Raw genomic sequence first — 26,867 nt, 5'->3', positions numbered from 1 at the left:
AGAATGAGTAAACTAGTTGTAATTGGAGGCGGACCAGCTGGATATGTAGCGGCAATTACCGCGGCTCAAAATGGAAAAGAGGTCACTCTTATTGATGAAGCTGACCTTGGCGGAACGTGTTTAAATGTTGGGTGTATGCCGACGAAATCACTGTTAGAAAGTGCTGAAGTACATGACATTGTGAGAAAAGCGAATGATTATGGGGTTACGCTTAATACAGGAAGTATATCAATTGATTGGGATCAAATACAGGCGAGGAAATCACAAATCGTAATGCAACTCGTCCAAGGAATACAATATTTAATGAAGAAAAATAAAATTAAAGTTGTAAAAGGAAAAGCGAAATTCGAAACGGATCATCGTGTGCGAGTTGTACAAGGAAATAAAGAAGAAGTAGTTGATGGAGAGAGCTTTATTATCGCAGCTGGTTCCGAACCTACAGAATTACCATTCGCTCCGTTTGATGGAAAATGGATTTTAAATAGTAGCCATGCGATGTCTCTTAAGAGTGTACCATCTTCATTGTTAATCGTTGGCGGTGGTGTAATAGGATGTGAGTTTGCAAGTATTTATAGTCGCCTTGGGACAAAAGTTACGATTGTTGAAATGGCACCGCAATTATTACCAGGTGAAGATGAAGATATCGCACATATTTTAAGAGAGAAATTAGAAAGTGATGGCGTAGAAATATTTACAGGAGCTGCTTTAAAAGGATTAAATAATTATAAGAAGCAAGCTTCATTTGAATATGAAGGTAGTATCCAAGAAGCTAACCCGGAATATGTTCTCATTTCTGTCGGCCGAAAACCACGTGTACAACAATTAGATTTAGAAAAAGCAGGGGTTCAGTTTTCAAATAAAGGGATTGCTGTGAACGAACATATGCAAACGAACGTATCACATATTTACGCAGCTGGTGATGTGATCGGTGGAATTCAGCTTGCTCACGTTGCCTTCCATGAAGGAACGACAGCAGCATTACACGCAAGTGGAGAAGACGTGAAAGTAAATTATCACGCTGTGCCTCGATGTATATACACAGCTCCAGAAATAGCTAGTGTCGGGTTAAGTGAAAAAGGTGCAAGAGAACAATATGGTGATATTCTCATCGGAGAATTTCCTTTTACAGCGAACGGAAAAGCTCTTATTTTAGGAGAACAAGTAGGGAAAGTAAAAGTCATTGTGGAACCTAAATACCAAGAAATTGTAGGGATTTCTATTATTGGTTCTCATGCAACTGAACTGATTGGTCAAGGAACTGTAATGATTCATACAGAAGTTACCGCTGATATAATGAGAGATTATATTGCAGCACATCCAACTTTATCTGAGGCGATTCATGAAGCGTTAATGCAAGCGGTAGGACATGCTGTACATGCTTAGAGGGAAATATAATAAACCACTATTCTCTAAATAAATAAGAGAATAGTGGTTTGACTTTTAATAATACCTTATTACTATTTAATTTCAATCGCTGAAGTAATATCGTTCCAATCAGCAGCTAAATTAGCAGTTTTACCGTACCAATCAGCATGTTTAAATAAAACGCCTTTTCCATATCCTTGTGTTGAAGTGTGCTCCCAAAGTGTCGTTGAATAACTTGCAGAAGGTGACGCTGTACTTACAGAAGAAATTCTGTCATTCCAGCTAGATGGTAAGTTTTTAAAGCCGCTACTCCAGTAAATATATTGGCCACCTTTATCTTTATGTTCATAAAAATCAGTACTACCAGCACCGCTACCTAAAGGATTAATTTTATTTTTAATTGCTTTTTTATCCTTTTCAATATACGCATCTAATGTTTCACGGCTAGTAAAACCATAAGCTAGCCAATCTCCATTTTCATTTTGCTCTGGTAATACCATAGTAATTTGGATATCTTTCTTATCCTGATCACTTAATTTTGCAAATGAATTAACATTTTGTTCATCCACTTTTAAATAATCAAATGACTTAATTGTGTTGCTTTTTTCTTCAGCACTTACCGCACCTAGTCCTCCAGTTAATGCAAAACCCGCTACTAATGTTCCTGCTACTAATTTCTTCAACATATAACCATCCCTTTTTGTTTGAATTTTTGTACAGGTGAATCTTGTACAGCTAAAATGTATTCTAATTTTATACTTTTGTAAATATTCTGAAGTTTTAGAAATAATAGGCGGAATATTTACAGTTTTACATTTTTTCTTTAGAAAAAATAGTTATTGGAATGATATAATAAGTGGATATATTGTTTTTACTGGATGTAAAGATGTTTTAGGAGAGGTGTCATTGAAATATTTTACAAGAGATTGGTATAAAAAAATGCAAGTTTTAGAATTTGTAAGTTTTATAGAGTCTATAAAAGAATGGTCAGAAATGGATATAAAAAGTTTAAAGGAAGAAATAGAGGAAAGGAAAATAGATTTATTAAAATTCCTTCCTGAATCGATATACTCAATTATACAAAACATCACAACTAATTCAAAATACCCATCTGGTGAACTGAAAAAACGTATGCGAGAGTGGTCAACAGATTATGAGAAAAGAGTGGCACAATTAGATCAATCATACGTAGAATATTTTAATTCCATTGAGAAAAAACTTCCGTCAAACGTCGCTCAGTTACACAAGACATCACTACACGATAGTGTAATTAAAGTAGTAAAGAGAGAATCAGAAGATACTTTGTCTATCGTATTAGATTGCAGTGGTACTTTTAGTGAATTTGATAAACTTGAAGTAACCTTTATCCCGCATTAACGGGCAGTAAGACACCCACCTCAAAATGCAGCGAAAACAAAGAAGTTAGGTGGGGATCAACTGCCCGTAAAAGCCCGATTGGTTAGAGCTAATAATCAGTGGGGGATGAACAAAACCCCCGCTGATTAAAGTTTCACTTTATAGGAGTAACAAAGTGTTCTATGCCGGAAAACTTTGAAGATGCTTGGTGGTTATATCATGAAATAGCTCTTACTGAAGATGGTTTTGAACTAGGTGTTTTATTTGACTGTCCATTTAGAGAAGTGACGATTTGCGCGGCAGATGCATTACTTGTGAAGAAATAACTTTTTATGGAGCATTACAAACGTTTGACATAATAAAAAAATAAAGTTATTGTAGAGACATGAAGTCTACAATAGGGGCTGTACTATGAAATATTCTAAAGCTACAAATTATGCTCTTCATACAATACTTTTTCTGGCAAAGGCTACACCAAATAAGTTAGTTAGTGTTCACCAATTAGCAGAAATGCAAAATGTTTCACCAACGTACTTGTCTAAAATACTAACTAAGTTGACGAAGGAAGGGATGATACATTCATCATCTGGTCCAAAGGGCGGTTACTCGCTTAGTAAGAATTGGGAAGATATTTCATTTTTAGATATTATACATGCAATTGAAGGTAAAACATCATTGTTTGAATGTTGTTTACATGACAAACCTGGATGTTTAATTAATGAAGTAATGCTTGCAGCAGAAGAGAAAATGGAAGAAGAGTTACGAAATCAAAAAATCGTAGATCTTGCGAAAAAATAAAAGTGGATTTTTAATCTGCTTTTATTTTTAAATTAATTAAGGATAAAAAAACTCTTTGATATCTTTAATTGTAGTTAGAAAATGATATGAAGAAGGAGAGAAGATGATGACTAAATTTTGGAATGATCGATATAAATCAGATGAATATTTTTACGGGGAAGAACCTAATACATTTATTAAAGAACAAGCATTTCGTTTAGCAAATCACAATAAAATAATAGCTTTCGCGGAGGGAGAAGGTAGAAATGCTGTATTTCTAGCAAGACAAGGGAACGAAGTAACAGCTATTGATTATTCGGAAGATGGATTAGAGAAGACAAAAAAATTGGCAGAGAAGCATAATGTAAACGTGCATACAAAAAAAGTAGATTTATTAGCTGATAGTTTGCCAGAAAATGAATATGATGCAGCAATTATGGTATTTGGACATTTTCATGATGATTATAAAAAAATGATATTAGGTAAAATGATACAAACGATAAAGTCTGGTGGTTTAATTATGTTTGAGGTTTACTCAAAAAAACAAATAAACTATAGTACTGGTGGACCAAAAGATGTTGATATGCTGTATGATCCAATTGATATTCTTACTTGGTGTGAAGAACATAAGGTAATTCATTTCTTTAATGGAGAACAAGAGCGAGTTGAAGGGAAAGGGCACACTGGTTTAGCTGATGTTATTCAAGTTGTTATTAGAAAATGAATATAAGTGTTAATGAAAGGTAAATGTATGAATGTAAAAAGACCAGTCATGTAAGACTGGTCTTTCTATTTAGATACTAAATTATCAAGCTTCCAATATGTATCTGTTAACGGCGCAGCTTTGCTATCTATGTATAAATACATATTATTTAAATCTTTTGGTGAAGTTTTCAGTTCAAACACAACGTCAGTAGTTAAAGAGAATTCGTGTGGAACATTTTTATAGTGCTCGTCATCTATCGGATGAGCTTCACCTTCATATTTCTGACCAGTTTTTTCATCTTGTATGAAATATTTTATTTCCGAAAGATCAATAGTTTGTCCATCGTCCCGAACATTATTAATCATAACACGAGTAGTAAGGCGCCGCTCTTTGTCTATTTTTTCAAACTTTGCATTTTCAACTGTCGCTCTATAGTATTCGTTTTTAACTATTTCTCCATAGTGCATTGCATTCTTTTCGAGAGCGCTCTTTTCTTGTTTTGATGTAGTATTGCTATTACATCCTGTCAATATTCCAGTAAATAATAATGCTGTACATGTCGTTTTGATTAATGATTTCATAGTAATCCCTTTCTGTGTTAAAAAGTAAAACATAGGAATAATTTTACATCAATAGGAAGGTGAATGGAAGTATTTTTGCGTAATATACAGATATACATTTATTTGGTTGTCAAGTTAACAGGATAGAAAGAGGGAGAAGACTGTATAAAACGGAATAAATAAGAATTGAAAATATTGTAAAACAGAAGAGGCATGCATATAATTAAAATAAAGTTTAAGTTTCTGAATCTTCAATAACGGTGGTGATAACATGTTTACTGAAGAGCGTCGAGAGAAAATTTTAGAACTACTTAATACAGATGGAAGAGTAATCGCAAAGGATCTTGCGGAAAGATTTGATATGTCTATTGATTCTATAAGAAGAGATTTGTCTATTATGGAAAAGGATGGTTTATTAAAAAGAACGCACGGAGGTGCAATTGAACTTACGCGAGTGAGAAATTTAGCCGCGGAACCAGCTAAACGTTATAGTGATAGCTCAATATATGAGGACACAATTGCAAGAGTTGCGGTATCTTATATACAAGAAGGTGATTCAATTTTTATTGGCGGGGCTCCCGTTCATAATGCGATGCTGAAATATTTACCGGAAGTATCATTTACGGTTATTACGAATTCTATAGAAATAGCTGGTTATCTACGAGAATATAAGAATATTGATACGTATTTAATTGGCGGAAAAGTAAAACCTTCAGGGAATATTACTGATACACTTGCCTCTGAATTGATAAGTAGATTTTCTATTGATCTTTATTTCTCTACAGGTGGAGGCATTTCATTACAAGGTATTAGTACTGCAACACCTGAAGTTGCTTATTTTAGTAAAAGAGTAAGTGAAATTGCTAGAAGAAATATTTGTTTAGCTCCGCATAATAAACTTGGAATAGATTGTTTTATAAGAGGAGAGTCTTTAAAAGAAATTGACATTATTATAACTGACGAACAGGCGAGTAAAGAAACTGTTCAGGACTTTGAGAAACAAGGTAAACAAGTTGTAATAGCGCCATTATATTGATTTGAAAGGAGTTTGACATGATTGTAAAAGAGCAAGAGTTTCATATAAATGGATTAACTTATACAATTCGTTCTGCAGCTGAGAAAGATGCTGAGCAGTTATCGAAAATTAGAGTTCAGATTGATGGAGAAACTGAAAATATGGATAGAGATGCTGGAGAGGGATTTATAGATGACCTAGGGTTTCAAAAAATAATAAAAACAGATAGTGAAGAAACGAAGAATCTCTTTTTAGTTGCAGAAGTGCACAATCGAATCGTTGGATTTTCAAGGTGTGAAGGATCAAATTTTAAGAGATTATCTCATAAAGTGGAGTTTGGTGTTTGCATTTTAAAAGAGTTTTGGGGATATAAAATGGGTAAGAGCCTATTACAACAATCTATTAAATGGGCTGACGAAAATGCAGTAAATAAAATATCTTTACAAGTATTAGAGACAAACGAGAAAGCTATTCATCTTTATAAAAAAATAGGTTTTGAAGTAGAAGGCATTTTGAAAAATGACAAAAGACTATCGGATGGAAAGTATTATAATACGGTAGTGATGGGAAGATTTACTAATACTTTTCATAAAAGAGGGGAAGAGGTATGTTTTACAGAAGGAAGTACTATGTAGTGAAAAATGAATTCATAGAAGTATTTAATGATCATTTCAATAATACGAACTTACCTAATCAATTAAAGCATGGTTCTAGGCTAATAGGACGCTGGATGAAAGATAATAAGAATGGTACGTCTGAAGTATTTGCCATATGGGAATATGATAGTTATGAACAGTATAATGAAATAGAATCGAAAATTAGAAGTGACGAGAGGCATATTAGAAGAATACATGAATGGTATGAAAACCATGGCGGGAAAGAATATGTTTTACAGGAGTACATAGTAGAGATGAAAAATGAAGAGTTAGTATGTACTGTAAAATAATAGGAGTGAAGACTAATGCAGGTCAGAACGAAATTATATATTAGTTTATCAGCCGCTATTTTATTTGCAATAGCCGTGATTGTTTTCTTTATAAATGGTAATCCACAAAAGTGGTTTTGGTTATGTATTTTCTTTGCGGCCATTATACAAAATATAGTACTACTAAAAAAGAATAAAGAAGTGTATTAGGATATTCAAATTATTAATATATTTGTGTCGTCTTGCTAGTTGTATTGAAAACGCTTTTATTCAGTTTTATAATAAAAGTATGTTTTATAAATCTCCAAAACAATTAAAAGGGAGATGATACAATGTTAGCTTCACCGTTTTACTTACATACATGGAAAAAGTTTATTGATGAAGGAGTCCTTGATTCGAACCGTATAAACGAAAGAATTTCAGAATCATGGTACCGATGTAAACAAGCAAATGTGAATCCTCATATGAGTAAAGGTCAGAAAATTTTGTCTTCTAATTTTTTTCAAGAACAAAAGAAAAAGAGTGAAATTTTCCTTGATATAGCATTACCTCAAATACAAAATATGAGAAAAACCATTGATGAACTACAAATGATGGCATTATTAATCGATCCAGATGGTTATGTTCTATCGTTAAGTGGAAATAAACAAACGTTAAAGCGAGCGAAACATATTAATTTTATTGAAGGTGTAAAATGGACGGAAGCAGCTGTTGGCACAAATGCAATTGGAACAGCGCTAGAAATTGAAGAAGCTATTATGATAAGTGGTACTGAACATTACTCCGTGGTATCTCATAGCTGGAGTTGTGCGGCCGCTCCCATTCATAACGATGACGGGAAATTAATTGGTGTTCTAAATTTCTCATGTCCAATTGAATTTTCGCATCCATATATGCTCGGTATGGTAACTTCAATGGCACATGCAATAGAACGTGAATGTAGCATAAGAGTTCATCAAAATGAATTACACTTAATCCATCGTTTTTTAGATGTCATTGATAGTGATGAACAAGTAGTTATTTGTAATCATCGTGATGTTATCGTTTCTGCGAGTAAGAGCGTTCGTGAACGAATAAATAATTGGTCAAGAATGAAACTTGAAGAGTTAATGCACCATGGATTGGAAACTAAATTAGAGATACCAGTATATAGTAATGAAAGAATGATTGGGAAATGTATGTATTTAAAGGAAAATAAACAAATGAATACATATTCTGCTCTCACATTTATAAAAGGGATTACTTTTTCAGGAGTTACCGGGACAAGCAGAGCATTTCAACACACACTAGAAGAAATTAAGCTTGTTTCACCGACTGATGCTAGTGTGTATGTATGTGGTGAGACAGGAGTAGGAAAGGAATATGTTGCGAGAGCGATTCATGAAAATAGTCCAAGAAAAGACGGGCCCTTTATAGCTGTTAACTGCGGTTCTTTGCCTAAAGAATTAATGGAAAGTGAATTGTTCGGTTATGCTGAAGGTGCATTTACAGGTGCGCGACGTCAAGGATATAAAGGGAAATTTGAACAAGCAAACGGAGGAACATTATTTTTAGATGAAATTGGTGAAGTACCACCAGAGATGCAAGTAGCATTATTGCGTGTTTTACAAGAACGCACAATAACTCCAATTGGGAGTTCAAAATTGGTACCAGTAAATATTCGTATTATTACTGCCACACATAAAGATTTACTACGGTTAGTAGAAGAAGGGAAATTCCGTCAAGATTTATATTATCGTTTGCACGTTTATCCGTTATATGTTCCATCGTTAATAGAAAGAAAAGAGGATATCCCATATTTTATACAACACTTTTGCGAACGGAAGAATTGGAATGTTGTATTTCCAAAGAGTATATACAATCAATTTTTACAACATACATGGCCCGGAAATATTCGGGAACTAGTAAATGTATTAGAACGCATTTACATTTTGTCGCAAGGACGGGAAATATGCGAAAAACAAGTAGCTTTTTTGTTACAAACAATGAGGGGAAATCAACAACAACTTGAGTTACAAGTTGAAAATAAAACAGAACATACATTACATTTTCGCGAAAAAATACAGCGTGATAGCATGATTGAAGCATTACAAAAGACAAATGGAAATGTTTCGTTAGCTGCAAAACTATTAAATGTACCCCGTAGTACATTTTATAAACGAATGCAAAAATATAAGTTATAAAGTAGATTTTTGTAATCTACTTTTTCTTTGTGGGCTCATGTTCTGTCGGAATGTGCGCTTACCGGGGAAATAATAGAATTGTTAGAAGGGAAATTTCCTAATGGAGGTTAGTGTGTGAAGTACATTGAAATTGGAATCGGGAATAGGTGGTTTGTTCGAACGGAAACTGAAAATAAAGATGGGACTGAATTTGAAGAACGAGGTATTATAAAACCTATTTATTTTGAGTCATTATACGTACGTATTTGGTTTCGGAAAACTTGTTTTATTTTTGATACGAAAGAGGGTTTTAAGAAAGATAAGAAGAGAAGGGTTGAATATAAATTTATTGTTGGAATTGTAAGTAGACTGAATAAAGAAAAAGTGGGCTAACATGCGTAGTTATATTGGACAGGAAATTCTTTTGACTTATATCAAATTCATGAAAAGCACATTTACTAAATATAAATTGTTAATAAAACCGCTAAGAAAACTTAGCGGTTTCTTTTTAAAAAGGGAGGGTTTGCGTATGAATAGGATCGTAACTGTTTTACTTGCAATTATTATAATGGGGTATTCCATTTATAGTTGGAATGATACTTCGGAACTGAGTATGCTAATTTTACAAACGCTTTTAGGGTTTATGTTAGTTAGCTTAGGCGTGCAAAATTTAAAAAATAACGGAAAAGAAAATAGAAGTATAGGAATTGCTTTACTACTCGTGGCTTTGTTTTTAATTGTTGTATCTTTAATAAAATATTTTATATGAATAAGTTTTTAAATTAATAAAAAATGATTATTTATTGAATCCCCCTCACAATAAAAAGTTGAAATTCTACTTGTATTTCACTATATAAAATATGGCATAATGATTTAGTTAAAATAGAAATGGATAGGGTATTTGAGAGGGGCAGTATAATGAGTTTTGCAATTGAAATAGTAATAAAAGCACCATTGGATGTTGTATGTGACTACATAATAGAAGATGAAAAAATAAAAGAATGGAATACGTTTATAATAGAAAATCGCTATCCTTCAAATATGGATAAAGAGAATCCACGTGTAGGAGATAAATATATTACTGTTCAAAAAGTCGGTAAGAAAATATTCGAGGCTGAAGTAGAAATCCTTGAATACGATGCACCGCATATTATTTCACTTGGTAGTGAAATGAAGCAAGGATATTCAGCAATGACTTATATGTTAGAAGAAGATGAGGAAGGTACAGCACTAACAGTAATTTCAGAATATGAATCTAGTAATTTTTATTATAAAATTATGTATAAGTTAACAGGCTGGATATCACGAGGTATAACTATGGAACAAATGGAGCGTCTAGCAGAATGTGTAGAAACTGCTTATAATAAAGAAAATTAATATTAAAGAAATATTAAGGGGAAAACGTTACTCAAAGGATTGAGTAACGTTTTTATTATTTTAAGATTTTTCATTGGAAATCTTAAAAGCTCTTTTTTATATTTCTTTATCAATACAAAATCTCTTTGTTATCCAATAAGTAAGTTCAGAAGAGGTAAGGTTATGTTCTCTTTTCTTACCTTGGAAAATACGGTATATGTATGTCTCAATGGAAGGAAAAAAATGACCTGTTTTATTACCTTTTTCCCAGTCAATTATTTTAGTAAGAGTTTCCCACTTTACTTTTTCTTGATGAGCTTTAATAAGTTCATTTAAAAACTTTAAGCTAGTATGCTGTTTTGTAGCACCTAAAAATGATAGAAAACTATTTACTAGTTGTTCTTGAGACATTTTCTTGTCCTTTCTATATAGGAATTGTTATTGGTATTATTATACAATAGATGTCAGGAAATAAAGGTATTTACTAATGAAGTGGGGGAGAATTTTATGTCTATGTCGCTATATTATAAAAAAATCCGTGAGCAATTAGGACATGAACTAATATTCATGCCAAGTGTAGCTGCTGTTATAAAAAATGGGCAGGGAGATATTTTGTTTCAATATCCTGGCGGGGAATACTGGAGTTTGCCAGCTGGAGCAATTGAACTTGGGGAAACTCCAGAAGAAGCAGTAATTCGGGAAGTTTGGGAAGAAACAGGATTGGAAGTACAAGTAAAAAAACAAAAAGGAGTATTTGGAGGAGAAAAGTACCGCCATATATATCCGAATGGTGATGAAGTAGAATATATTGTTGTTGTGTTTGAGTGTGAAGTTACTAGTGGCGAGTTAAGATCGATAGATGACGAATCGTTAAAACTAAAATATTTCCCTTTATCTGAAAAGCCCCTTTTAGCATTGCCATACCCAGATAAAATATTTTTATAAATGTAAAATAGCACACCGTATTTATTACAGGTGTGCTATTTATATAACCCCGTCGTATACATTTCCGTCAATGTATGTATTATCTCTTCTAACTCTAATTTTTTATCATTTTTCACAATCGTCCAAAGAAACATCTCATTCATTGCGAACCAAGCACGTGCTACAATTTCTTTATTTAATTCAGGCTGTGCTAATCCACTTTCTTGAGAGTATGTAATATCCTGCGTAATATTGTTTATGAAGCGTTCCCGTATCTCGTCCCAGTTTTGACGTATCTCTTTTGATAATCCGATTGCTTCTTCTACAACTTGTAAAATAGCTCGTTCTTTCTTTGCTAGTTGTAGAAATGCTCTAACTTGATTTTGAATCATTTTATGTGCTTCTTCCTTCGTTTGAGGCAAAAAGGAGCGCTTGGTAATATCATAAAATTGATTCATAACATCTTCCATTAAAACGATAAGGAGATTATCTTTGTTTTTAAAGTATACATATGCTGTACCATATCCGGTTTCTGCATGTTTAATAATTTGTGTAATTGTCGTTTTTTGAAATCCGTTACGTATAAAAATAGTGTAACCAGAGTGTAATAGTTTCTTCTTGGTTTCTAAGGAGCGGTGTTTTCTTGATGAAAGGGTACTGTTTTTCAAAGAATCACCTCTTTATACTGAAATATCTGAAAATATAACTGTATTGTAAAAGAAATTCATATATAAAGTCAACTGACATAATATCATTGACGTCGTATCAATTGAGGTGATATATTTCAATTAGTTAGAATAAAAAGAAAATTAAGAGAAGGTGACACCATGTATAAAGAACCATTTCAACCGAATTATGAATATGCGCTTGAATGTGATAAACATGATGAACTGAAAGATTTTCAAACTGAATTCTATAAAAAAGAAGGAACGATATATTTAGATGGAAACTCATTAGGACTACTTTCAAAAAGAGCAGAGAAATCGTTACTTACTTTGCTAGATTCATGGAAAGAGTATGGCATTGACGGCTGGACAGAGGGTGAGCATCCGTGGTTTTTCCTCTCGGAGAAATTAGGTGAGTTGACTGCACCTCTTATTGGAGCTTTACCAGAAGAAACTATTGTAACCGGTTCCACGACGACAAATATACACCAAGTGATTGCCACATTTTATGAGCCGAAAGGAATACGTACAAAAATTCTTGCGGATGAATTAACATTCCCGTCAGATATATATGCACTTCAAAGTCAAATTCGTTTAAAAGGATTAGATCCAGATGAACATTTAGTAAGAGTGAAAAGCAGAGATGGTAGAACACTTTCTGAAGAAGATATTATCCATGCGATGGAAGATGATATCGCTTTAATTTTATTACCTTCTGTTTTATATAGAAGTGGTCAAATTCTTGATATGAAACGTTTAACAACGGAAGCTCATAAACGCGGTATTCATATTGGATTTGATTTATGCCATTCAATAGGATCTATTCCGCATCATTTCAAAGATTGGGATGTCGATTTTGCTGTTTGGTGCAATTATAAATATTTAAATGCAGGACCGGGTGGCGTTGCAGGAATTTATGTAAATAGTAAACATTTTAATAGACTGCCAGGGTTGTCTGGATGGTTTAGTTCTAGAAAAGATAAGCAGTTTGATATGGAGCATACATTAACAGCTGCCGATCATGCAGGTGCTTATCAAATTGGTACACCGCACGTATTAAGTACAGCACCTTTAATTGGTTCTCTTGAAATGTTTAAAGATGCTGGTATTGAACGTTTACGCGAAAAATCTTTACATATTACAAGATATATGCTGAATTTAATTGATCACGAATTAAAAGATTTCGGATTTACAATTGGAAATCCATTAGAGGATGAAAAACGTGGCGGGCACATATATTTAGAACATGCAGAAGCAGCACGTATTTGTAAAGCGCTAAAAGCAAATGGAGTTATCCCTGATTTCCGAGCACCTAATGGAGTAAGACTGGCGCCGGTCGCTTTATATAACACATATGAAGAAGTGTGGAAATCTGTACAAATATTAAAGAAAATTATGAAAGAAGAAGAGTATAAACAGTTTGAAAATAAGCGAGAGGTTGTGGCATAAGCATGAAAACATCAGAGTGGATTGATATTTCACAACCGCTAAATAATGATATTGCAACGTGGCCAGGAGACACACCGTTCTCATATGAAGTTTCATGGTCAAAAGAAGAAAGTGGCTCGGTAAATGTTGGAAAGTTAACGATGAGTATTCATACAGGCACTCATATTGATGCACCATTTCATTTTGATAATGATGGAAAGAAAGTATTGGATTTAGATGTTCAAGTTTATGTTGGCCCAGCACGGATTATTGACGTTTCTAATCTTGAAAGCATCGGGGAAAAGGAATTAGAAAGCTTTCATTTAGAAGGTGTAGAACGATTATTATTACGTACATCTTCACATGGAAAAGCTGAAGAATTTCCAGATGTGATCCCTCATTTACGTGCAGACATAGCACCTTTTCTTTCGGAGAAAGGTATTCGTTTAATCGGAGTAGATGTACCATCAGTTGATCCGCTAGATGATAAAGAATTAGCAGCGCATCATCAATTATTTAAACATGGAATTCATATTTTAGAAAATGTCGTACTAGATCATGTAGCAGACGGTGATTATGAATTGATTGCATTACCACTTGCATTAACTGATGCAGATGGAAGTCCAGTTCGAGCCGTTATTAGACCAATATAAGTAGAATCATATAAAAGGGGCGTTTGGCTAATATGAAAGAAAATGAAAAAGTAATTATGGAAAAAGGGATTCATACGGATTTTAAAGAGAATATGACGTATGGGGAATATTTACAATTAGATAGTTTACTATCTTCTCAAAAAAGATTATCAGACCATCATGATGAAATGTTATTTATCGTTATTCACCAAGCAAGTGAGCTTTGGATGAAGCTCATTTTACATGAGCTAAATGCGGCGATTGAATCTATTAAACAAGATAAATTACAACCAGCTTTTAAAATGTTAGCACGTGTATCAAAAATTCAGTCTCAAATTATTCAATCTTGGGATATTCTTGCGACATTAACACCATCAGAATATATTGAGTTTCGTGATTCACTCGGTCAAGCTTCAGGTTTTCAATCGTATCAATATCGTATGATTGAGTATGCACTTGGCTATAAAACGCCACATGCATTAAAAATTTATGAAAAGGATCCAGAATTACATGCACGACTTCATAAAGCGCTACATGCACCAAGTCTATATGATGTCGCGATTCAAGCATTAGTAAAAGAAGGATTCCTTATTCATAAAGATGTGTTAAACCGTGATATTACGCAGCCTTATGAAGAAGATGCAACAGTAGAAGCAGCATGGTTAGAAGTGTATGCGGATGTGAAAAAATATTGGAACTTATATCAGCTTGCTGAAAAATTGATTGATATTGAAGACTGGCTACAACAATGGCGTTTCCGTCATATGAAAACAGTAGAAAGAATTATTGGACATAAAATGGGTACAGGTGGATCCTCCGGTGTTTCTTATTTAAAGCGAGTACTTGATCAACAATTCTTCCCAGAGCTTTGGAATGTTCGTACGAAATTATAAAAATAAACCTGTCAGTTCATTATGGCTGACAGGTTTATTTTTATTTGAGCACAATTATGTTTAAAATGAAGGAACAAGATATAATAAATGGATTAACTATTTAAATGGAGGTAAAGTTTTGGATTTCAAGCAACTAGAAAATAAATTCGAAAAGAAAAAAGTGAATACATTTCTTGTTTATCAAAAAGGACAATTAACAACTGAGTATTATAAAACACCCGAATGTGCAAATAACTTATATAAAATAAATTCGATTACAAAAAGTATCGTATCTTTATTAATTGGTATTGCAGTTGATAAGGGCTATATAAATGATATACATACACCGATCACAGAGTGGATTGAAAATGTACCTAGGGGAAAACATAATTTAACACTATATCACTTATTAACAATGACTACTGGTGAGGACTGGAAAGAGTTTGGGAATGGAGTAGTATTCCCAAATGACTTTGTAGAATCAGAGAACTGGGTACAGTACATATTAGAAAAGCCAATAATTGAAGAACCTGCTACAAAAATGAATTATAATTCAGGTTCTTCTCATTTACTGAGCTATATTATTCAAGAAGCTACTGGAATGTCGACAGAGCGGTTTGCAAAGAAATATTTATTTAATCCATTAGAAATTAACGAATACGAGTGGCAACAAGATCCGCAGGGTATATATGTCGGCGGCTTCGGTATGAAAATGAAATCTACCGATTTATTAAAATTAGGAAAATTATGTTTGCAAAATGGATATTGGAATGAAAAAGAAATTGTATCAGCGAAATGGTTAGAAGAGTCAAGTAGGGCGCATTTTGAAACATATGAACATGTCGGCGCATATGGATATCACTGGTGGGTATTACATACCGAAAGATTTCACATACCGTATTGTATATATTTCGCTATGGGATACGGCGGACAATACATCGTTATCATTCCTCAGTTAGAAGTAGTAGCTATTATAAGTAGTCATATGCCAAAACGTGGGCTCGTTCCATTAAAACTATTTATTGAGCATGTACAGGGAATTTCTAATTATATATAAGAAAAGGAGGGAATGTATGAAGGATGAAAAAATTTTATCTTTATTTAGATTCTGTTTAAGTCTTCTAGTATGTAGCGCCATTATTACGCAATTCATAATCAGGGCACAAGTGAAACCGTTCAATCCAGTTAACTTTTTTAGTTTCTTTACTATCGAAAGTAACATTTTAGTTGCATGTATTCTCCTTTTAAGCAGTATCGGAACAGCTACATTTGGTCGCTCAGAACAGTTTAGTATACTTCGTGGTGCGGCAACGGTATACATACTTACGACAGGACTCGTTTATTTTTTGTTACTAAGAGGGTTAGAAGAGTCACTTCAAACGGCAATACCATGGGTAAATACTGTGCTACATTATATCATGCCGATTGCAATGCTTTTAGATTGGATTTTAAATCCACCTATTAAGAAAATCACTTGGAAACAATCTGCAAGTTGGCTCTTATTCCCGTGTTTTTACGTTGTATATAGCTTAATACGTGGCCCAATCGTGAATTGGTATCCATATCCGTTTTTAGATCCAAGAATAGGTGGGTATGGTAAAGTACTTTTATACAGTATAGGGATAGCAGTTGTAATCGGTGCTATTTGTATATTGGTAAGATTTTTAGGGAATCGAAACTTTAGAAAAGAATTTTAGAAATGCAAGAACCCCACTGTGTCTGTTTTTAACAGTGGGGGTTTCACTTTATCCAGCTATTTGTCGGGCTGCCCGTAAAAGTCCGATTGGTGAGGGCTGATGATTAGTGGGAGATGAACAAAACCCCCACTGATTAAGGTTTCACTTTATCTACTCGTCTTCTGAAACGACAACTTTATAAATTTCTCCGTCTTCGTTTCAAATTCTACATCAACAAAAACACCGTATTCTTTTCCATCTTCACGTAACCACAATTTAAATTTTTCAACAGTTATTTGAACTGTTTTTGGTTTTCTACCTATATGAAGATAGTCAATAATTTCTGCTTTTGGGTATTGTTCTTTCGTCTTTTCTACGGCAAGCTTACCCCATTTGGCATACGGCGGCTGCGCATGAACAATTGATGAGCCTGTATATATATTTGAACATGTTGTTAGGAACAGAATGACAAGTGCGACACGCTTTAACAATTTCTTCATGATGAACTCCTTTTATCTTTTTTGTATATTGTTTACATATTTTTTCAACGATATGAGTTTGGATTTTTTTGTCTTCTTTACATAAAAGCGAGGCTTTTACAAAACATAACCAAGAAATCATTTCCGTAATTAAGGAGGGAAAATTATGCGCCAAAAGGCTATTTTTAAAATAGCAGTTTTACTTGCGTTCATAGGACTGTCTTTAATGGTCAGTAGTATACAACTAAAGAATGTAGAAGCTTTTTCTAATCAAGTCATTCAAAGAGGGGCATCTGGCGAAGATGTCATTGAACTGCAATCTCGTTTGAAATATAACGGATTTTATACGGGAAAAGTGGATGGTGTTTTCGGATGGGGTACATATTGGGCACTTCGGAATTTTCAAGAGAAATTCGGATTACCCGTTGATGGTTTAGCTGGAGCTAAAACGAAGCAAATGCTCGTGAAAGCAACAAAGTATGACAAGTCAACTGCTAATAAAGGGACGACAACGAATAAAGGAAATAGTGGTGGCACTGCACAAGAGAATAAACCACCTCAAAATAAAGGGACAAATGTTCCGAACGGTTATTCTCAAAATGATATTCAGCTTATGGCAAACGCAGTATACGGAGAATCACGCGGTGAACCATATTTAGGACAAGTTGCAGTAGCTGCTGTCATTTTGAACCGTGTTACAAGTGCATCATTCCCAAATACTGTTTCAGGTGTAATCTTTGAGCCTAGAGCATTTACAGCGGTAGCCGATGGACAAATATATTTAACGCCAAATGAAACAGCAAAAAAAGCAGTTTTAGATGCGATTAACGGATGGGATCCAACAGGAAATGCTTTATATTATTTCAATCCAGATACTGCGACTAGTAAATGGATTTGGACTCGTCCACAAATTAAAAAAATCGGTAAACATATTTTCTGTAAATAGAGCGGAGGTGGGACAATGTTACGAGGTATTATTATTGTATTATTAACAGTCGGTGTAGTAGGAACAGGATATTGGGGCTATAAAGAGCACCAAGAGAAAAATGCGGTTTTAATTCGAGCGGAAAATAGCTATCAACGTGCATTCCATGATTTAGCATACGAAGTCGATTTATTACACGATAAAATTGGCACAACACTTGCGATGAATTCACGATCATCTTTATCACCTGCATTAGCAGATGTATGGCGTTTAACATCTGAAGCTCGCTCAGATGTAGGACAACTTCCTTTAACATTAATGCCATTTAATAAAACGGAAGAATTTTTAGCGAATATCGGTGATTTTAGTTACCGTGCAGCCATTCGTGATTTAGAAAAAGAACCGTTAAATGAGCAAGAATATAAAACGTTGCAAACTTTATATTCAAATGCAGGAAATATACAAGATGAACTAAGAAAAGTACAACATCTTGTTTTGAAAAATAATTTACGCTGGATGGATGTAGAAATGGCACTTGCATCAAATCGCGATCCAGCAGATAACACAATTATTGATGGATTGAAAACTGTAGAGAAAAACGTAACATCATATTCTTCTACAAACTTCGGACCGACCTTTACAAGTGCGCAAAAAAATAAAAAAGGCGGATTTGAAGCGGAAGGAAAGGCAATTTCTAAAGATGAAGCGGCGAAAATTGCCAAATCGTTTTTGAATTTAAAAGGAAATGAAAAAGTAGATGTTGAGAAAAGCGGAAAAGGTGCGAAAGAATCCTTCTATAGTGTGAAAATTAAAGATGAAGCAACGAACAATGAGTTCTATATGGATATTACCGGAAAAGGCGGATATCCAATTTGGGTTATGAATAACCGCGAAATTAAAGAACAGAAAGTTAGTTTAAACGATGCAGGTAGTAAAGGTTTGAAATTTTTAAAGGACCATAAGTTTAATAATATGGAGCTTTATGATAGCTCTCAATATGATAATGTTGGTGTATTTACGTATGTAGTAAATGAAAATGGAGTACGAATTTATCCAGAAGCAATCCAAATGAAAATTGCTTTAGATGATGGTTCTATTGTTGGGTTCTCCGCAAAAGAATATTTAGCATCACATCAAAAGCGAACAGTTCCATCGGCAAAGCTAACTGCAGCAGAAGCAAGAAAGAAAATCAATCCGGATGTAAAAGTCATGGAAGAACGTAAAGCTTTAGTAGTCAATGATTTGCATAATGAAGTACTTTGCTATGAATTTGTAGGCACTTTAGGAAAAGATACGTACCAAATATTCATTAATGCTAATAGCGGGGCCGAGGAAAAGGTAAAGAAAATGCAAGCTGTTGAAAAAATTTATGATTAAACCTTAATAGTGAAGTGGTGAAAATAATGAAAACTCTAATATATATATTGATGCTTTGCTTTGTTATAACTGGATGCAGTATTGGAAAAAAAGACAATCCAAACGAAAAAACGGAACAAAAAAATGTTTCAATGAAAAATGTTAATTATACGAATAAATCAAATAAGCCAAATGAAAAAGCAGCAGATCATTTAGCATCTTTAGCGGCAAGTGTGCCAGGTGTGAATGATGCAACCGCGGTCGTTGTTGGAAAATATGCTATTGTAGGTATTGATGTAAAAGCAAAACTTGATCGAACTCGAGTTGAATCAATTAAATACTCTGTTGCAGAAAGTTTAAAAAATGACCCTGACGGTGCTAATGCAGTCGTTGTAGCAGATGTTGATACGTATGAACGCCTCAAACAAATTGGAAAGCAAATTAAAAAAGGAAAAACAGGTGAAGGTATACTAGATGAATTAGCCGCTATTGTGGGCCGAGTAATGCCACAAGTTCCAAATGATATGATAGAAAATAGAGAAACGAATCCAATTAAAGATAATGATAAACAATTACCAAAAGATGAAGAACAAGAGTTAAGAAAAGAACAGAATGATCAATCAAATAATCATTTGAATAAATGAAATTAGCCTCGTACTTAATTGTACGAGGTTTTTAAATATAATATTAAATATTCAGTTTATTTTTAAGGGAAAATATGGTTTAATTATGATGGGAGGGACAACTGTTATGATGAAAAAAAGCGCATGTATATTGTTTAGTTTATGCTTAGGTTTCAGTATGACAGCGTGTGAACAGAGAAAAGAAGTGAAAAATCAAACAGCAACTTCTTCTACTGTGATGGAAAAGCAACAGAAAGAGTCTATCAATATAAATCATTTCTCGAGTATAAATGAAGGGATGACTTATACAGAAGTGAAAGATTTAATTGGTTTTGAAGGAGATTTACTTATAGAAGAAGGGGTAGAACATTCTACACAAATTAAACAAATTTTTGCTTGGAAAGGAAACAATCCAAATTCATTTGTTGAAATTACCTTTTTAGATGGAAGAGTGCATTCAAAAGCACAGCAAGGTATAGGTTAATAAGCTAAAAAATGGGAGAGTTTAGCATGAACATACACACAGGGGAAATTCAATTAGTTCCGTATAAGGAGAAATATAAAGAAGTTATACAAACATTTACTTTACCAAGTGAACAAGTTCAGTTTACATCAGATCCAAGCGCATTACTGGAGAAAGCAAAAAGTGATCGTACAAAAAATGTGATTGTTATTTTAGATTACAATGGGGTACCGGTGGGTCTTTTCTCATTGCAAACAGGCGATAGAGTACAGGAATTTACAGACAATAAAAACGCTTTACTTTTAACCTCATTTTCTATAAATCACAATAGACAAAGAAAAGGATACGCCAAAAAGTCATTGTTATTATTAGACGAGTTTGTAAAACGTTATTTTCCAATAAAAAATGAAGTTGTACTTGCTGTGAATGAAAGAAATATTCCTGCACAAGATTTATATGCAAAAGTCGGCTTCCAAGATAAAGGTTTTAGAAGAATGGGACCAATAGGCCAACAAATAATAATGCATTTGTCTATAATGAAATAATGAGATAGAAAACTTACTCTTGAATATTCATGTAGTAGGTTTTTTTATTTTAACAATATATAATATATGTATATAAAATGAAATAGAAATGAAGGATATAAAAAATGAATCAAGATAGAAAATGGAATATCGTTGGGGGAAGAGTGATTAAAACTGGGATTGCAGTTTTTCTTACAGTGTTAGTTTGTGAATTTTTTAATATCTCAACTTGGAGTTATAAAAATGATTTAAAAGATTATAAACCAAATCATTATCATCACCATTTTTCAAGTGAGTATATTATTTTATTTGAGGTATTATCTATTCATGATATGTTAGAAGAATTAAAACAAATATCCGAGAAATATGAGTGGGAAAATCGATTCAATTGATAAGTTCATTTTATTGTGGGGGGAATAGTATGACACTTTATATTGCATTACTAAGAGGAATCAATGTCGGTGGACATAAAGTAATCAAAATGGCTGAGTTAAAACGAGTGTTTGAATCAATAGGGTTAAAACAAGTGAAAACGTATATACAAAGTGGTAATATAGTGTTCGAATCTGAGGAAGATATAAACTTTCTAAAAGACCGAATACAAATGGAAATAAAAAATGAATTTGATTTCGATGTTCCAGTCATGCTAAGAACACATGATGAATTTATAAATATTATTAAGCAATGTCCGTATGAAGTTCATTCATTGTTAGAAGGAGAAAGTGTTCATATTGCTTTATTAGCTAATGTACTTTCTGAAGAAGAGAGTAGTCAATTGCTTATATTTAAAAGTGAACTTGAAGATTGCTATATAGATGAGAAGGTCGTTTATTTGTTTTTCAAAAATAGCATTCGAAATTCTAAATTAATGAACCAGTTTCAGAAGTTACATACACCAGCTACAGTTAGGAATTGGCGGACTGTGAACAAATTAAAAGCAATTGTAGAGGGTATGTAAATATAAAAAGATGAGGTTTTCTACATGTAGAAAACCTCATCTTTTTATTTATATTGTTTTGCAACTACGAGTTCGACAATAGGATAAATAAAGAATGAAGAGCAAATTGCGATGAACAGAGGGAGGTTTTTTACTCCATCTAAATTAGCCCCCATAGAAAATCCTTCAGAGAAGATTAATATAAGGAACATTACAACTACAAGCACAAAATATGCAATTTTAAAGCTTTTATATGTAATTTGTTGTCCCATTTCATCTTGACTTTCTTCTGATACACCGTGGGGATCTCCCCAAGTAATGTAATTAATTAAATTACTAAGTATTAACGAAATAGCAAAAATCGTACCGCCCAAAATAGAACCTTCAGTTATGTATTTATATGTGCCATGTACTAGTATTGCAATTAATGCTAAAACAATGATTATAAAAATAGTTTTTTTAGTATTCAATAAATAATTGCCCCCTCGATTGTAAAAAACTCTTTACAAATATAAGTATAAAATTGGAAAAGTATCATGTCAAATACTTTTTACATGAAATATGTAAGTATGTAATATTTTAGTTCTATGATAAATAAAAAATTACAATACATTTGAATGTAAAAGAATGGGCTCGCATATATTTGGAAGGGATGTCAGATTAATTTAGGGGGTAGTTATGTCTATACTTTTAAAAGCTGGTGCAGATGCAGGAAACAACGGTTTGAAGTTAATGGTGAAAGGGCAAGACCCTATTTTTATTCCGAGTATTTATTCTTTATATATAGGTGAGCCTACAGGACTCTTAGATGAGGTAGATGTTTCATTATCTGAATTAGAAAACCACATTGATGTGACTATAAGTTCGCCATCGTTAATGCTAAATAATGTACGATACATCGTTGGAGAAAAAGTCATTCAAGATCAATTAAAAGGTACTGAGGTAGAGAAGAAATCAAATAAGTCAACGGATGAGTTAATGGTTATTACAATACTATCAGGTTTGGCGGTAAGCGCTATGCGTCAAAGTCCAACTTCTAGCCATATTAATATTCGTTATGATTTATCTGTCGCTCTTCCTATGCAACTTATTACACAAGAAATAGCTGCTGAAAATGCAAAACGTTATATGGGAAATCATAAGGTTATTTTCCATTATCCGAACGGACGCGATGTGACAATTAATGTTTCAATTGAGTATTGTAAATGCCTGCCTGAGGGTGCTTCTGGGACGTGGGGCATTGTATACGATGAAGAAGGAAATGTTGTGAAACATAAAATAGAATGTGAGCAAAATCAAGTTTCTGAAATTGATTTTGTAGATAAAACTCTACTCTCTTTTGATATTGGCGCAGGGACGACAGAAGAAGTCGTTTCATTAGGGGTGAATTTCCGTCCGCAACTAAGTAAAGGTTTATCTTATGGTGTAAAAGAGACGTTACTACAAATCATTACGAGATGGAACCGGAAGTATCCAACTAAAACGATTGATAGTATTACAGAATTCAATCAAATTTATTTAAATGATAAGCATCCGAGAAATACATTATTAGTTGAGGAATCACAGCCAGCACTATTAGGTTTAGCAGCACGTGTTGCAACAGATATTATAAATAAAATTGATGATATGAAAGACGATCCATACGTGTTTATTTATGGCGGGGGTGCAGTAATTATTAAAAACAGTTTAAAAATGATTTTAAAGCAAAAAGGACGACTCAAAAATGTAATCTTTGTAGATAATCCGTTATTTACAAATGCACGAGGATTATTAGTCTATACTTGTTCGCCAAAATATAGAGAGCATAAGCAAAAAGAGTTAGGATTTACAAACTTAACGATAAGTTAGTTGGTGGAAGTATGCGATCTAGGCGATATAAACGTGGTGATCGAGTAAAAATCAATATTCATAAATCGGTATCACCTGAAATGCTTGCGTGGCTGAATAAACAATCAAATCCAACTAATTTCTTCTTCTTTGCTGCGCAGCAACTATTTAAACAAGTAGGAGATATTGACGTTTCTAAAGCTTTACCAAGCAGCCATGTTTTCTCATTATATGTGGAGCCTTCATCCTTATTAAAAGTCGAGGTAAACCCTTTTAAAAACATGACACTAGACACAAATACATCCACCGAAAATGCAAAAAAAAAATTATGGGAATCTGTTGATCAATTAGATTGTCCATTTTTTTAAACATAGAAAAATATAAGAAGTCCCCATCACTATACATACGAATACAGTGATGGGGTTTTGTTTGTAAATAGAAGGGGGCACAATACAATTTGTGCCCCTTCCATTAGTTATTTATCTAAATTTTAGATGTATGTTTAGAAACAGCATTAATTATGCTTTCCCAGTCATCTGGATGGTTTTCATGGCCGGCCCCTTTAAGAGTTAATAGCACTGAGTTTGGAATTTCATCAATTAGTGCGAGGCCATGTTCAAATGGGAGTGCTGTATCGTCTGTTCCGTGAATAACCAATGTAGGTGCTTGTATGGAGTGAAGTACACCCTCATATGCATCATCACCTTGAAGTAAAGCGTGATTAAACATACTTAATAAATTGTTTGCGCGTTCTATTTCTTGTTTTACTTGTTTATAAACTCTATTTTCATCAAATATTCGTTCTGATCCACATAATAGACGAGATCCTGAAACTAAATACTCTGCCACATCATTTTTATTTGTCCAATCTATACTTGTGCCATTTACATGATGTGTTAAAATCCTTTCATCCATTGGAGGTAAATCGCGAGTATTGTCATCAGATCCTATTACACTAGTCGCTAGTAAAGTTAGCGTCAAAATTCTTTCGGGATGTTTTACAGCGGCAATTTGAGCAATCATACCACCTAATGACATACCAAATAGGTGAGCTTTATCAATATGATAAGCATCTAGTACTCCAATTGCATCTTCAGCCATATCTGTTACTGTATAATTGGAAGTTCTAGGTTCATAGGCAACAGAGCGTCCAACATCACGGTTATCAAAGCGAATAACAAACTTCCCCGTACTAGCCAACAGCTCACAAAACTCTTCATCCCAATAAACCATGGAACATGTAGCACCCATAATTAATAAAATAGCAGGGTTCTTAGGGTTTCCAAAGCTTTCTGTACATATATCAATTTCGTTTATTTTAAATATCTTTTCACTCATATAGTTAGCCCCATTTCTTTTGAATTTAATTAATAAAACAGTTTTGGATGATTCTAAGATGTGTGTAAGATTCGTATTGGAATTCATCCCGCTATTTGCTGGTCAGTAAGAGTCCCGTCTCAAAATTCAGGGAAAGTAAAGAGGTTGGGAGGGGACCAACTGCCCGAAAAAGCCCAATTGGCGAGGGTTGATTAAAGTTTCACTTTATAATGCTTCTTGCATAATTACCCCCAAAAATAATTATATGTTAATTCAAGGAAAAAAATTTTGAGAAATAATTGTATGTTATTAAAATAAACAGCAAGGAGGAGAGGAAATGAAAGCAATTGTTATTGATCAATATGGTAGTGTTGAAGAATTAAAAGAAAGGCAAGTTTTAAAACCGGTTGTTCAGAATAACGAAAAAGCTCAACAATAAATAATATCCCATACTATACATTTTCATTTGCGGGTATTATTTATTGTTAGCTATTGTGATATTACTTCTAACAAATACTGTTTCGTATTGTATCGTGTAATTTTTCTAATCCAATTTCCATATCTTTCTCGTTTAACATTGAATAGCTAATTCTTAATTGGTTATCATTTGTTTCGTAATTTAATAGACAAGCCGTTCCTGGTAAAAAAGAGACATCTACTTCATTTGCTTTTTGTAATAAGGTAAAGGGATCTATCGAATCAGGCAGTGTCACCCATAAATTAAAACCTCCATTTGGTATTTCAAAGTTTAGTTCTTTTAATGGCGACAATATATCAATTGTTAAATCACGTCTCATTTGTAAAGCTGTACGTAATTTTTCTAAATGGTTTTTCATACGTTCTGCACGTAAAAATGGTAGAAGTGCCTTCTGTGTTAATAAAGGACTACCGATATCCATCGAACCTTTTACTGCATATAGCCATTCAAAAATAGGGCCATCGGCAATAAGTGCTGCGATACGCAGTCCTGGTGCTAACGTTTTACTAAATCCTTTTATATATATTACGTGGCCATCTTTATCAAAACTTTTGATTGGGGGCGGGATTATAGCATCCTCAAAATATATTTCTCCGAAAGAATCATCTTCAATGATAAAAAATTGATATAGCTCCGCTAGTTCTATAAGTTCCATTCTTCGTTCTTTACTCATTACTGTACCTGTCGGATTCTGGAAGGTTGGATTTGTATACAATAAAACGGGATTTTTACTTTGACAAATATCATCAATTAAGTCGGAGCGAACTCCATGATTATCAAGAGAAACGGGAATGATTTGAACACCTTTATTGATGAAAACATCAAGCGCAGCACTGTAACATGGACTTTCTACTAATACAATATCTCCAGGTTTTAATAATGTTTGAGCAATTAAATCAATTCCTTGTTGTGCTCCGCTTGTAATTAATAATTGAGATGGGTCTGTCACTAATTTCTGGTGTTCATTTAAGTAATTTGCTATTTCAACTCGCAATTCATAATCGCCTTGAACTGGCCCATAAGTTGCTAACAACATCGGATTTTTATCCAGCAATTTATGCATTTCATCTGCCAAAAATGGATTTGGTAACAGACGAGGATACAGAATTGCTTGTGAAAAATTATAATATTTACGGTGCTTATTCATTGCATATTGAGAACGCATAACATTAATCGTTTTCGTTTGTTGCCATTTATACGGAATTGGTTTGAAATCTTTCTTTACCCGTTTATATATGTAAGCACCTTTTCCTTTTTCGATGCGTATATACCCTTTCGTTTCTAACTGTTTATACGCTTTACGAACTGTTAATACATTGATTTGTAAATCTGTGGCCATACAACGTAAAGAAGGAAGAGATTCACCATGTGAAAGCATACCACTTTGTATTCTGTCAACAATTTGCATATATATTTGCTTGTAATACGGTATGTTTGTTTCTTTACGCAATACAATTTTCATAGGTTCACCTATTTTTCTTTTTAACTTAATTAAAGCGAAAAATATATAGGGAATCAA

At 33.5% G+C, this 26,867-nt stretch carries 32 protein-coding genes and 4 pseudogenes; 28 read left to right on the top strand and 8 right to left on the bottom strand.

The window, feature by feature from the left end; all coding sequences use genetic code 11:
* Nucleotides 1-3 precede the first annotated feature (3 nt).
* A complete protein-coding gene (gene lpdA / locus NST86_RS13940) occupies nt 4-1,383 on the top strand; it encodes a dihydrolipoyl dehydrogenase (RefSeq protein ID WP_340934011.1) in 1,380 nt (459 codons plus the stop codon).
* 74 nt (nt 1,384-1,457) lie between these two features.
* Here the strand turns inward: lpdA and NST86_RS13935 are convergent, their stop codons facing one another.
* Nucleotides 1,458-2,051 carry a hypothetical protein gene (locus tag NST86_RS13935; RefSeq protein ID WP_000914434.1) on the bottom strand — a complete coding sequence of 198 codons (594 nt, stop codon included), beginning with the start codon at nt 2,049-2,051 and terminating at the stop codon, nt 1,458-1,460.
* Nucleotides 2,052-2,271: 220 nt separating this feature from the next.
* Here NST86_RS13935 and NST86_RS13930 point away from each other — a divergent pair.
* The 4 genes and pseudogenes from NST86_RS13930 to NST86_RS13915 all read left to right on the top strand — a co-directional run.
* A pseudogene (locus NST86_RS13930) lies at nt 2,272-2,727 on the top strand (DUF4085 family protein); the annotation flags it as partial.
* A gap of 152 nt (nt 2,728-2,879) precedes the next feature.
* A pseudogene (locus NST86_RS13925) lies at nt 2,880-3,047 on the top strand (DUF4085 family protein); the annotation flags it as partial.
* An 85-nt stretch (nt 3,048-3,132) separates the two neighbouring features.
* A complete protein-coding gene (locus NST86_RS13920) occupies nt 3,133-3,519 on the top strand; it encodes an Rrf2 family transcriptional regulator (RefSeq protein WP_044797645.1) in 387 nt (128 codons plus the stop codon).
* 103 nt (nt 3,520-3,622) lie between these two features.
* Nucleotides 3,623-4,222 (top strand): class I SAM-dependent methyltransferase, encoded by a 600-nt coding sequence (locus tag NST86_RS13915; protein WP_140159020.1) that lies wholly within the window; start codon nt 3,623-3,625, stop codon nt 4,220-4,222.
* A gap of 65 nt (nt 4,223-4,287) precedes the next feature.
* Here the strand turns inward: NST86_RS13915 and NST86_RS13910 are convergent, their stop codons facing one another.
* Nucleotides 4,288-4,785: a hypothetical protein gene (locus NST86_RS13910; RefSeq protein ID WP_000838469.1), complete on the bottom strand. Its 498-nt coding sequence runs from the start codon at nt 4,783-4,785 to the stop codon at nt 4,288-4,290.
* 250 nt (nt 4,786-5,035) lie between these two features.
* Between NST86_RS13910 and NST86_RS13905 the strand changes: the two genes are divergently transcribed.
* The 8 genes from NST86_RS13905 (at nt 5,036) to NST86_RS13870 (ending at nt 10,243) form a co-directional block, all read left to right on the top strand.
* Nucleotides 5,036-5,800 carry a DeoR/GlpR family DNA-binding transcription regulator gene (locus tag NST86_RS13905; protein ID WP_061664207.1) on the top strand — a complete coding sequence of 255 codons (765 nt, stop codon included), beginning with the start codon at nt 5,036-5,038 and terminating at the stop codon, nt 5,798-5,800.
* Between the two features lie 17 nt (nt 5,801-5,817).
* Entirely contained in the window at nt 5,818-6,414 is a 597-nt protein-coding gene (locus NST86_RS13900; protein WP_000635674.1) for a GNAT family N-acetyltransferase, read from the top strand.
* Nucleotides 6,387-6,725 (top strand): NIPSNAP family protein, encoded by a 339-nt coding sequence (locus NST86_RS13895; RefSeq protein ID WP_044797650.1) that lies wholly within the window; start codon nt 6,387-6,389, stop codon nt 6,723-6,725. Before NST86_RS13900 ends, NST86_RS13895 begins: the two co-directional genes overlap by 28 nt.
* A gap of 15 nt (nt 6,726-6,740) precedes the next feature.
* Entirely contained in the window at nt 6,741-6,914 is a 174-nt protein-coding gene (locus tag NST86_RS13890) for a hypothetical protein (protein ID WP_044797651.1), read from the top strand.
* A gap of 122 nt (nt 6,915-7,036) precedes the next feature.
* Complete coding sequence (locus tag NST86_RS13885; protein ID WP_086423203.1) at nt 7,037-8,887, top strand: sigma-54-dependent Fis family transcriptional regulator; 1,851 nt, start codon at nt 7,037-7,039, stop codon at nt 8,885-8,887.
* Between the two features lie 114 nt (nt 8,888-9,001).
* Entirely contained in the window at nt 9,002-9,259 is a 258-nt protein-coding gene (locus NST86_RS13880) for a DUF3977 family protein (RefSeq protein WP_000873842.1), read from the top strand.
* 136 nt (nt 9,260-9,395) lie between these two features.
* Nucleotides 9,396-9,635 (top strand): DUF3953 domain-containing protein, encoded by a 240-nt coding sequence (locus tag NST86_RS13875; RefSeq protein WP_001080075.1) that lies wholly within the window; start codon nt 9,396-9,398, stop codon nt 9,633-9,635.
* Nucleotides 9,636-9,784: 149 nt separating this feature from the next.
* Entirely contained in the window at nt 9,785-10,243 is a 459-nt protein-coding gene (locus NST86_RS13870) for an SRPBCC family protein (protein WP_086423204.1), read from the top strand.
* Nucleotides 10,244-10,342: 99 nt separating this feature from the next.
* Here the strand turns inward: NST86_RS13870 and NST86_RS13865 are convergent.
* A pseudogene (locus NST86_RS13865) lies at nt 10,343-10,633 on the bottom strand (hypothetical protein); the annotation flags it as partial.
* Nucleotides 10,634-10,729: 96 nt separating this feature from the next.
* On the opposite strand from NST86_RS13865, the gene NST86_RS13860 reads away from it, so the two are divergent.
* Nucleotides 10,730-11,167 (top strand): NUDIX domain-containing protein, encoded by a 438-nt coding sequence (locus NST86_RS13860; protein WP_000062930.1) that lies wholly within the window; start codon nt 10,730-10,732, stop codon nt 11,165-11,167.
* 35 nt (nt 11,168-11,202) lie between these two features.
* On the opposite strand, the gene NST86_RS13855 is transcribed toward NST86_RS13860, so the two are convergent.
* Nucleotides 11,203-11,814 (bottom strand): TetR/AcrR family transcriptional regulator, encoded by a 612-nt coding sequence (locus NST86_RS13855; RefSeq protein ID WP_000798556.1) that lies wholly within the window; start codon nt 11,812-11,814, stop codon nt 11,203-11,205.
* 159 nt (nt 11,815-11,973) lie between these two features.
* Here NST86_RS13855 and kynU point away from each other — a divergent pair, with 159 nt between their 5' ends.
* The 5 genes from kynU to NST86_RS13830 all read left to right on the top strand — a co-directional run bounded on the left by kynU (nt 11,974) and on the right by NST86_RS13830 (nt 16,440).
* Nucleotides 11,974-13,260, top strand: coding sequence for a kynureninase (kynU, locus tag NST86_RS13850; RefSeq protein ID WP_000276259.1), 1,287 nt, complete (start codon nt 11,974-11,976; stop codon nt 13,258-13,260).
* Nucleotides 13,261-13,262: 2 nt separating this feature from the next.
* The gene (gene kynB, locus NST86_RS13845; protein WP_000858060.1) at nt 13,263-13,892 is read left to right on the top strand and encodes an arylformamidase; all 630 of its coding nucleotides are present in this window, start codon (nt 13,263-13,265) and stop codon (nt 13,890-13,892) included.
* Between the two features lie 32 nt (nt 13,893-13,924).
* The gene (gene kynA, locus NST86_RS13840; protein ID WP_000661953.1) at nt 13,925-14,764 is read left to right on the top strand and encodes a tryptophan 2,3-dioxygenase; all 840 of its coding nucleotides are present in this window, start codon (nt 13,925-13,927) and stop codon (nt 14,762-14,764) included.
* A 118-nt stretch (nt 14,765-14,882) separates the two neighbouring features.
* Nucleotides 14,883-15,800 (top strand): serine hydrolase domain-containing protein, encoded by a 918-nt coding sequence (locus tag NST86_RS13835; protein ID WP_000346264.1) that lies wholly within the window; start codon nt 14,883-14,885, stop codon nt 15,798-15,800.
* 16 nt (nt 15,801-15,816) lie between these two features.
* A complete protein-coding gene (locus NST86_RS13830) occupies nt 15,817-16,440 on the top strand; it encodes a Pr6Pr family membrane protein (RefSeq protein ID WP_000650949.1) in 624 nt (207 codons plus the stop codon).
* Nucleotides 16,441-16,586: 146 nt separating this feature from the next.
* Here the strand turns inward: NST86_RS13830 and NST86_RS13825 are convergent, their stop codons facing one another.
* On the bottom strand, nt 16,587-16,919 hold the full coding sequence (locus NST86_RS13825) for a DUF3889 domain-containing protein (RefSeq protein ID WP_000734901.1): 333 nt from the start codon (nt 16,917-16,919) through the stop codon (nt 16,587-16,589).
* Nucleotides 16,920-17,064: 145 nt separating this feature from the next.
* Between NST86_RS13825 and sleB the strand changes: the two genes are divergently transcribed.
* From sleB to NST86_RS13790, 7 genes and pseudogenes are all read left to right on the top strand, one after another.
* Entirely contained in the window at nt 17,065-17,844 is a 780-nt protein-coding gene (gene sleB, locus NST86_RS13820; protein ID WP_001249053.1) for a spore cortex-lytic enzyme, read from the top strand.
* Nucleotides 17,845-17,859: 15 nt separating this feature from the next.
* Entirely contained in the window at nt 17,860-19,200 is a 1,341-nt protein-coding gene (ypeB, locus tag NST86_RS13815; protein ID WP_000943727.1) for a germination protein YpeB, read from the top strand.
* Between the two features lie 26 nt (nt 19,201-19,226).
* Nucleotides 19,227-19,823, top strand: a complete 597-nt coding sequence (locus NST86_RS13810) for a YhcN/YlaJ family sporulation lipoprotein (protein WP_000854059.1) — start codon at nt 19,227-19,229, stop codon at nt 19,821-19,823.
* 106 nt (nt 19,824-19,929) lie between these two features.
* Nucleotides 19,930-20,286, top strand: a complete 357-nt coding sequence (locus NST86_RS13805; protein ID WP_000976442.1) for a hypothetical protein — start codon at nt 19,930-19,932, stop codon at nt 20,284-20,286.
* Between the two features lie 11 nt (nt 20,287-20,297).
* Nucleotides 20,298-20,810 (top strand): GNAT family N-acetyltransferase, encoded by a 513-nt coding sequence (locus NST86_RS13800; protein ID WP_001999922.1) that lies wholly within the window; start codon nt 20,298-20,300, stop codon nt 20,808-20,810.
* A 104-nt stretch (nt 20,811-20,914) separates the two neighbouring features.
* A pseudogene (locus tag NST86_RS34870) lies at nt 20,915-20,986 on the top strand (hypothetical protein); the annotation flags it as partial.
* A gap of 224 nt (nt 20,987-21,210) precedes the next feature.
* Nucleotides 21,211-21,747: a DUF1697 domain-containing protein gene (locus tag NST86_RS13790; RefSeq protein ID WP_086423207.1), complete on the top strand. Its 537-nt coding sequence runs from the start codon at nt 21,211-21,213 to the stop codon at nt 21,745-21,747.
* Between the two features lie 44 nt (nt 21,748-21,791).
* Here the strand turns inward: NST86_RS13790 and NST86_RS13785 are convergent, their stop codons facing one another.
* Nucleotides 21,792-22,196 (bottom strand): hypothetical protein, encoded by a 405-nt coding sequence (locus NST86_RS13785; protein ID WP_001093144.1) that lies wholly within the window; start codon nt 22,194-22,196, stop codon nt 21,792-21,794.
* Between the two features lie 208 nt (nt 22,197-22,404).
* On the opposite strand from NST86_RS13785, the gene NST86_RS13780 reads away from it, so the two are divergent.
* Nucleotides 22,405-23,574, top strand: a complete 1,170-nt coding sequence (locus tag NST86_RS13780) for a ParM/StbA family protein (protein ID WP_000025622.1) — start codon at nt 22,405-22,407, stop codon at nt 23,572-23,574.
* A gap of 11 nt (nt 23,575-23,585) precedes the next feature.
* Nucleotides 23,586-23,921 (top strand): hypothetical protein, encoded by a 336-nt coding sequence (locus NST86_RS13775; RefSeq protein ID WP_001257760.1) that lies wholly within the window; start codon nt 23,586-23,588, stop codon nt 23,919-23,921.
* Nucleotides 23,922-24,036: 115 nt separating this feature from the next.
* Here NST86_RS13775 and NST86_RS13770 read toward each other — a convergent pair whose 3' ends face one another.
* On the bottom strand, nt 24,037-24,891 hold the full coding sequence (locus NST86_RS13770; RefSeq protein WP_001290766.1) for an alpha/beta fold hydrolase: 855 nt from the start codon (nt 24,889-24,891) through the stop codon (nt 24,037-24,039).
* A 485-nt stretch (nt 24,892-25,376) separates the two neighbouring features.
* Nucleotides 25,377-26,810, bottom strand: a complete 1,434-nt coding sequence (pdxR, locus tag NST86_RS13765; protein WP_086423208.1) for a MocR-like pyridoxine biosynthesis transcription factor PdxR — start codon at nt 26,808-26,810, stop codon at nt 25,377-25,379.
* Between the last annotated feature and the right edge of the window lie 57 nt (nt 26,811-26,867).

Source organism: Bacillus sp. FSL L8-0199, from assembly GCF_038005705.1.
GTDB classification, from domain to species: domain Bacteria; phylum Bacillota; class Bacilli; order Bacillales; family Bacillaceae_G; genus Bacillus_A; species Bacillus_A cereus.
Note: the sequence above shows the minus strand (reverse complement) of the source record. Positions and strands in the feature narration are given on the sequence as shown.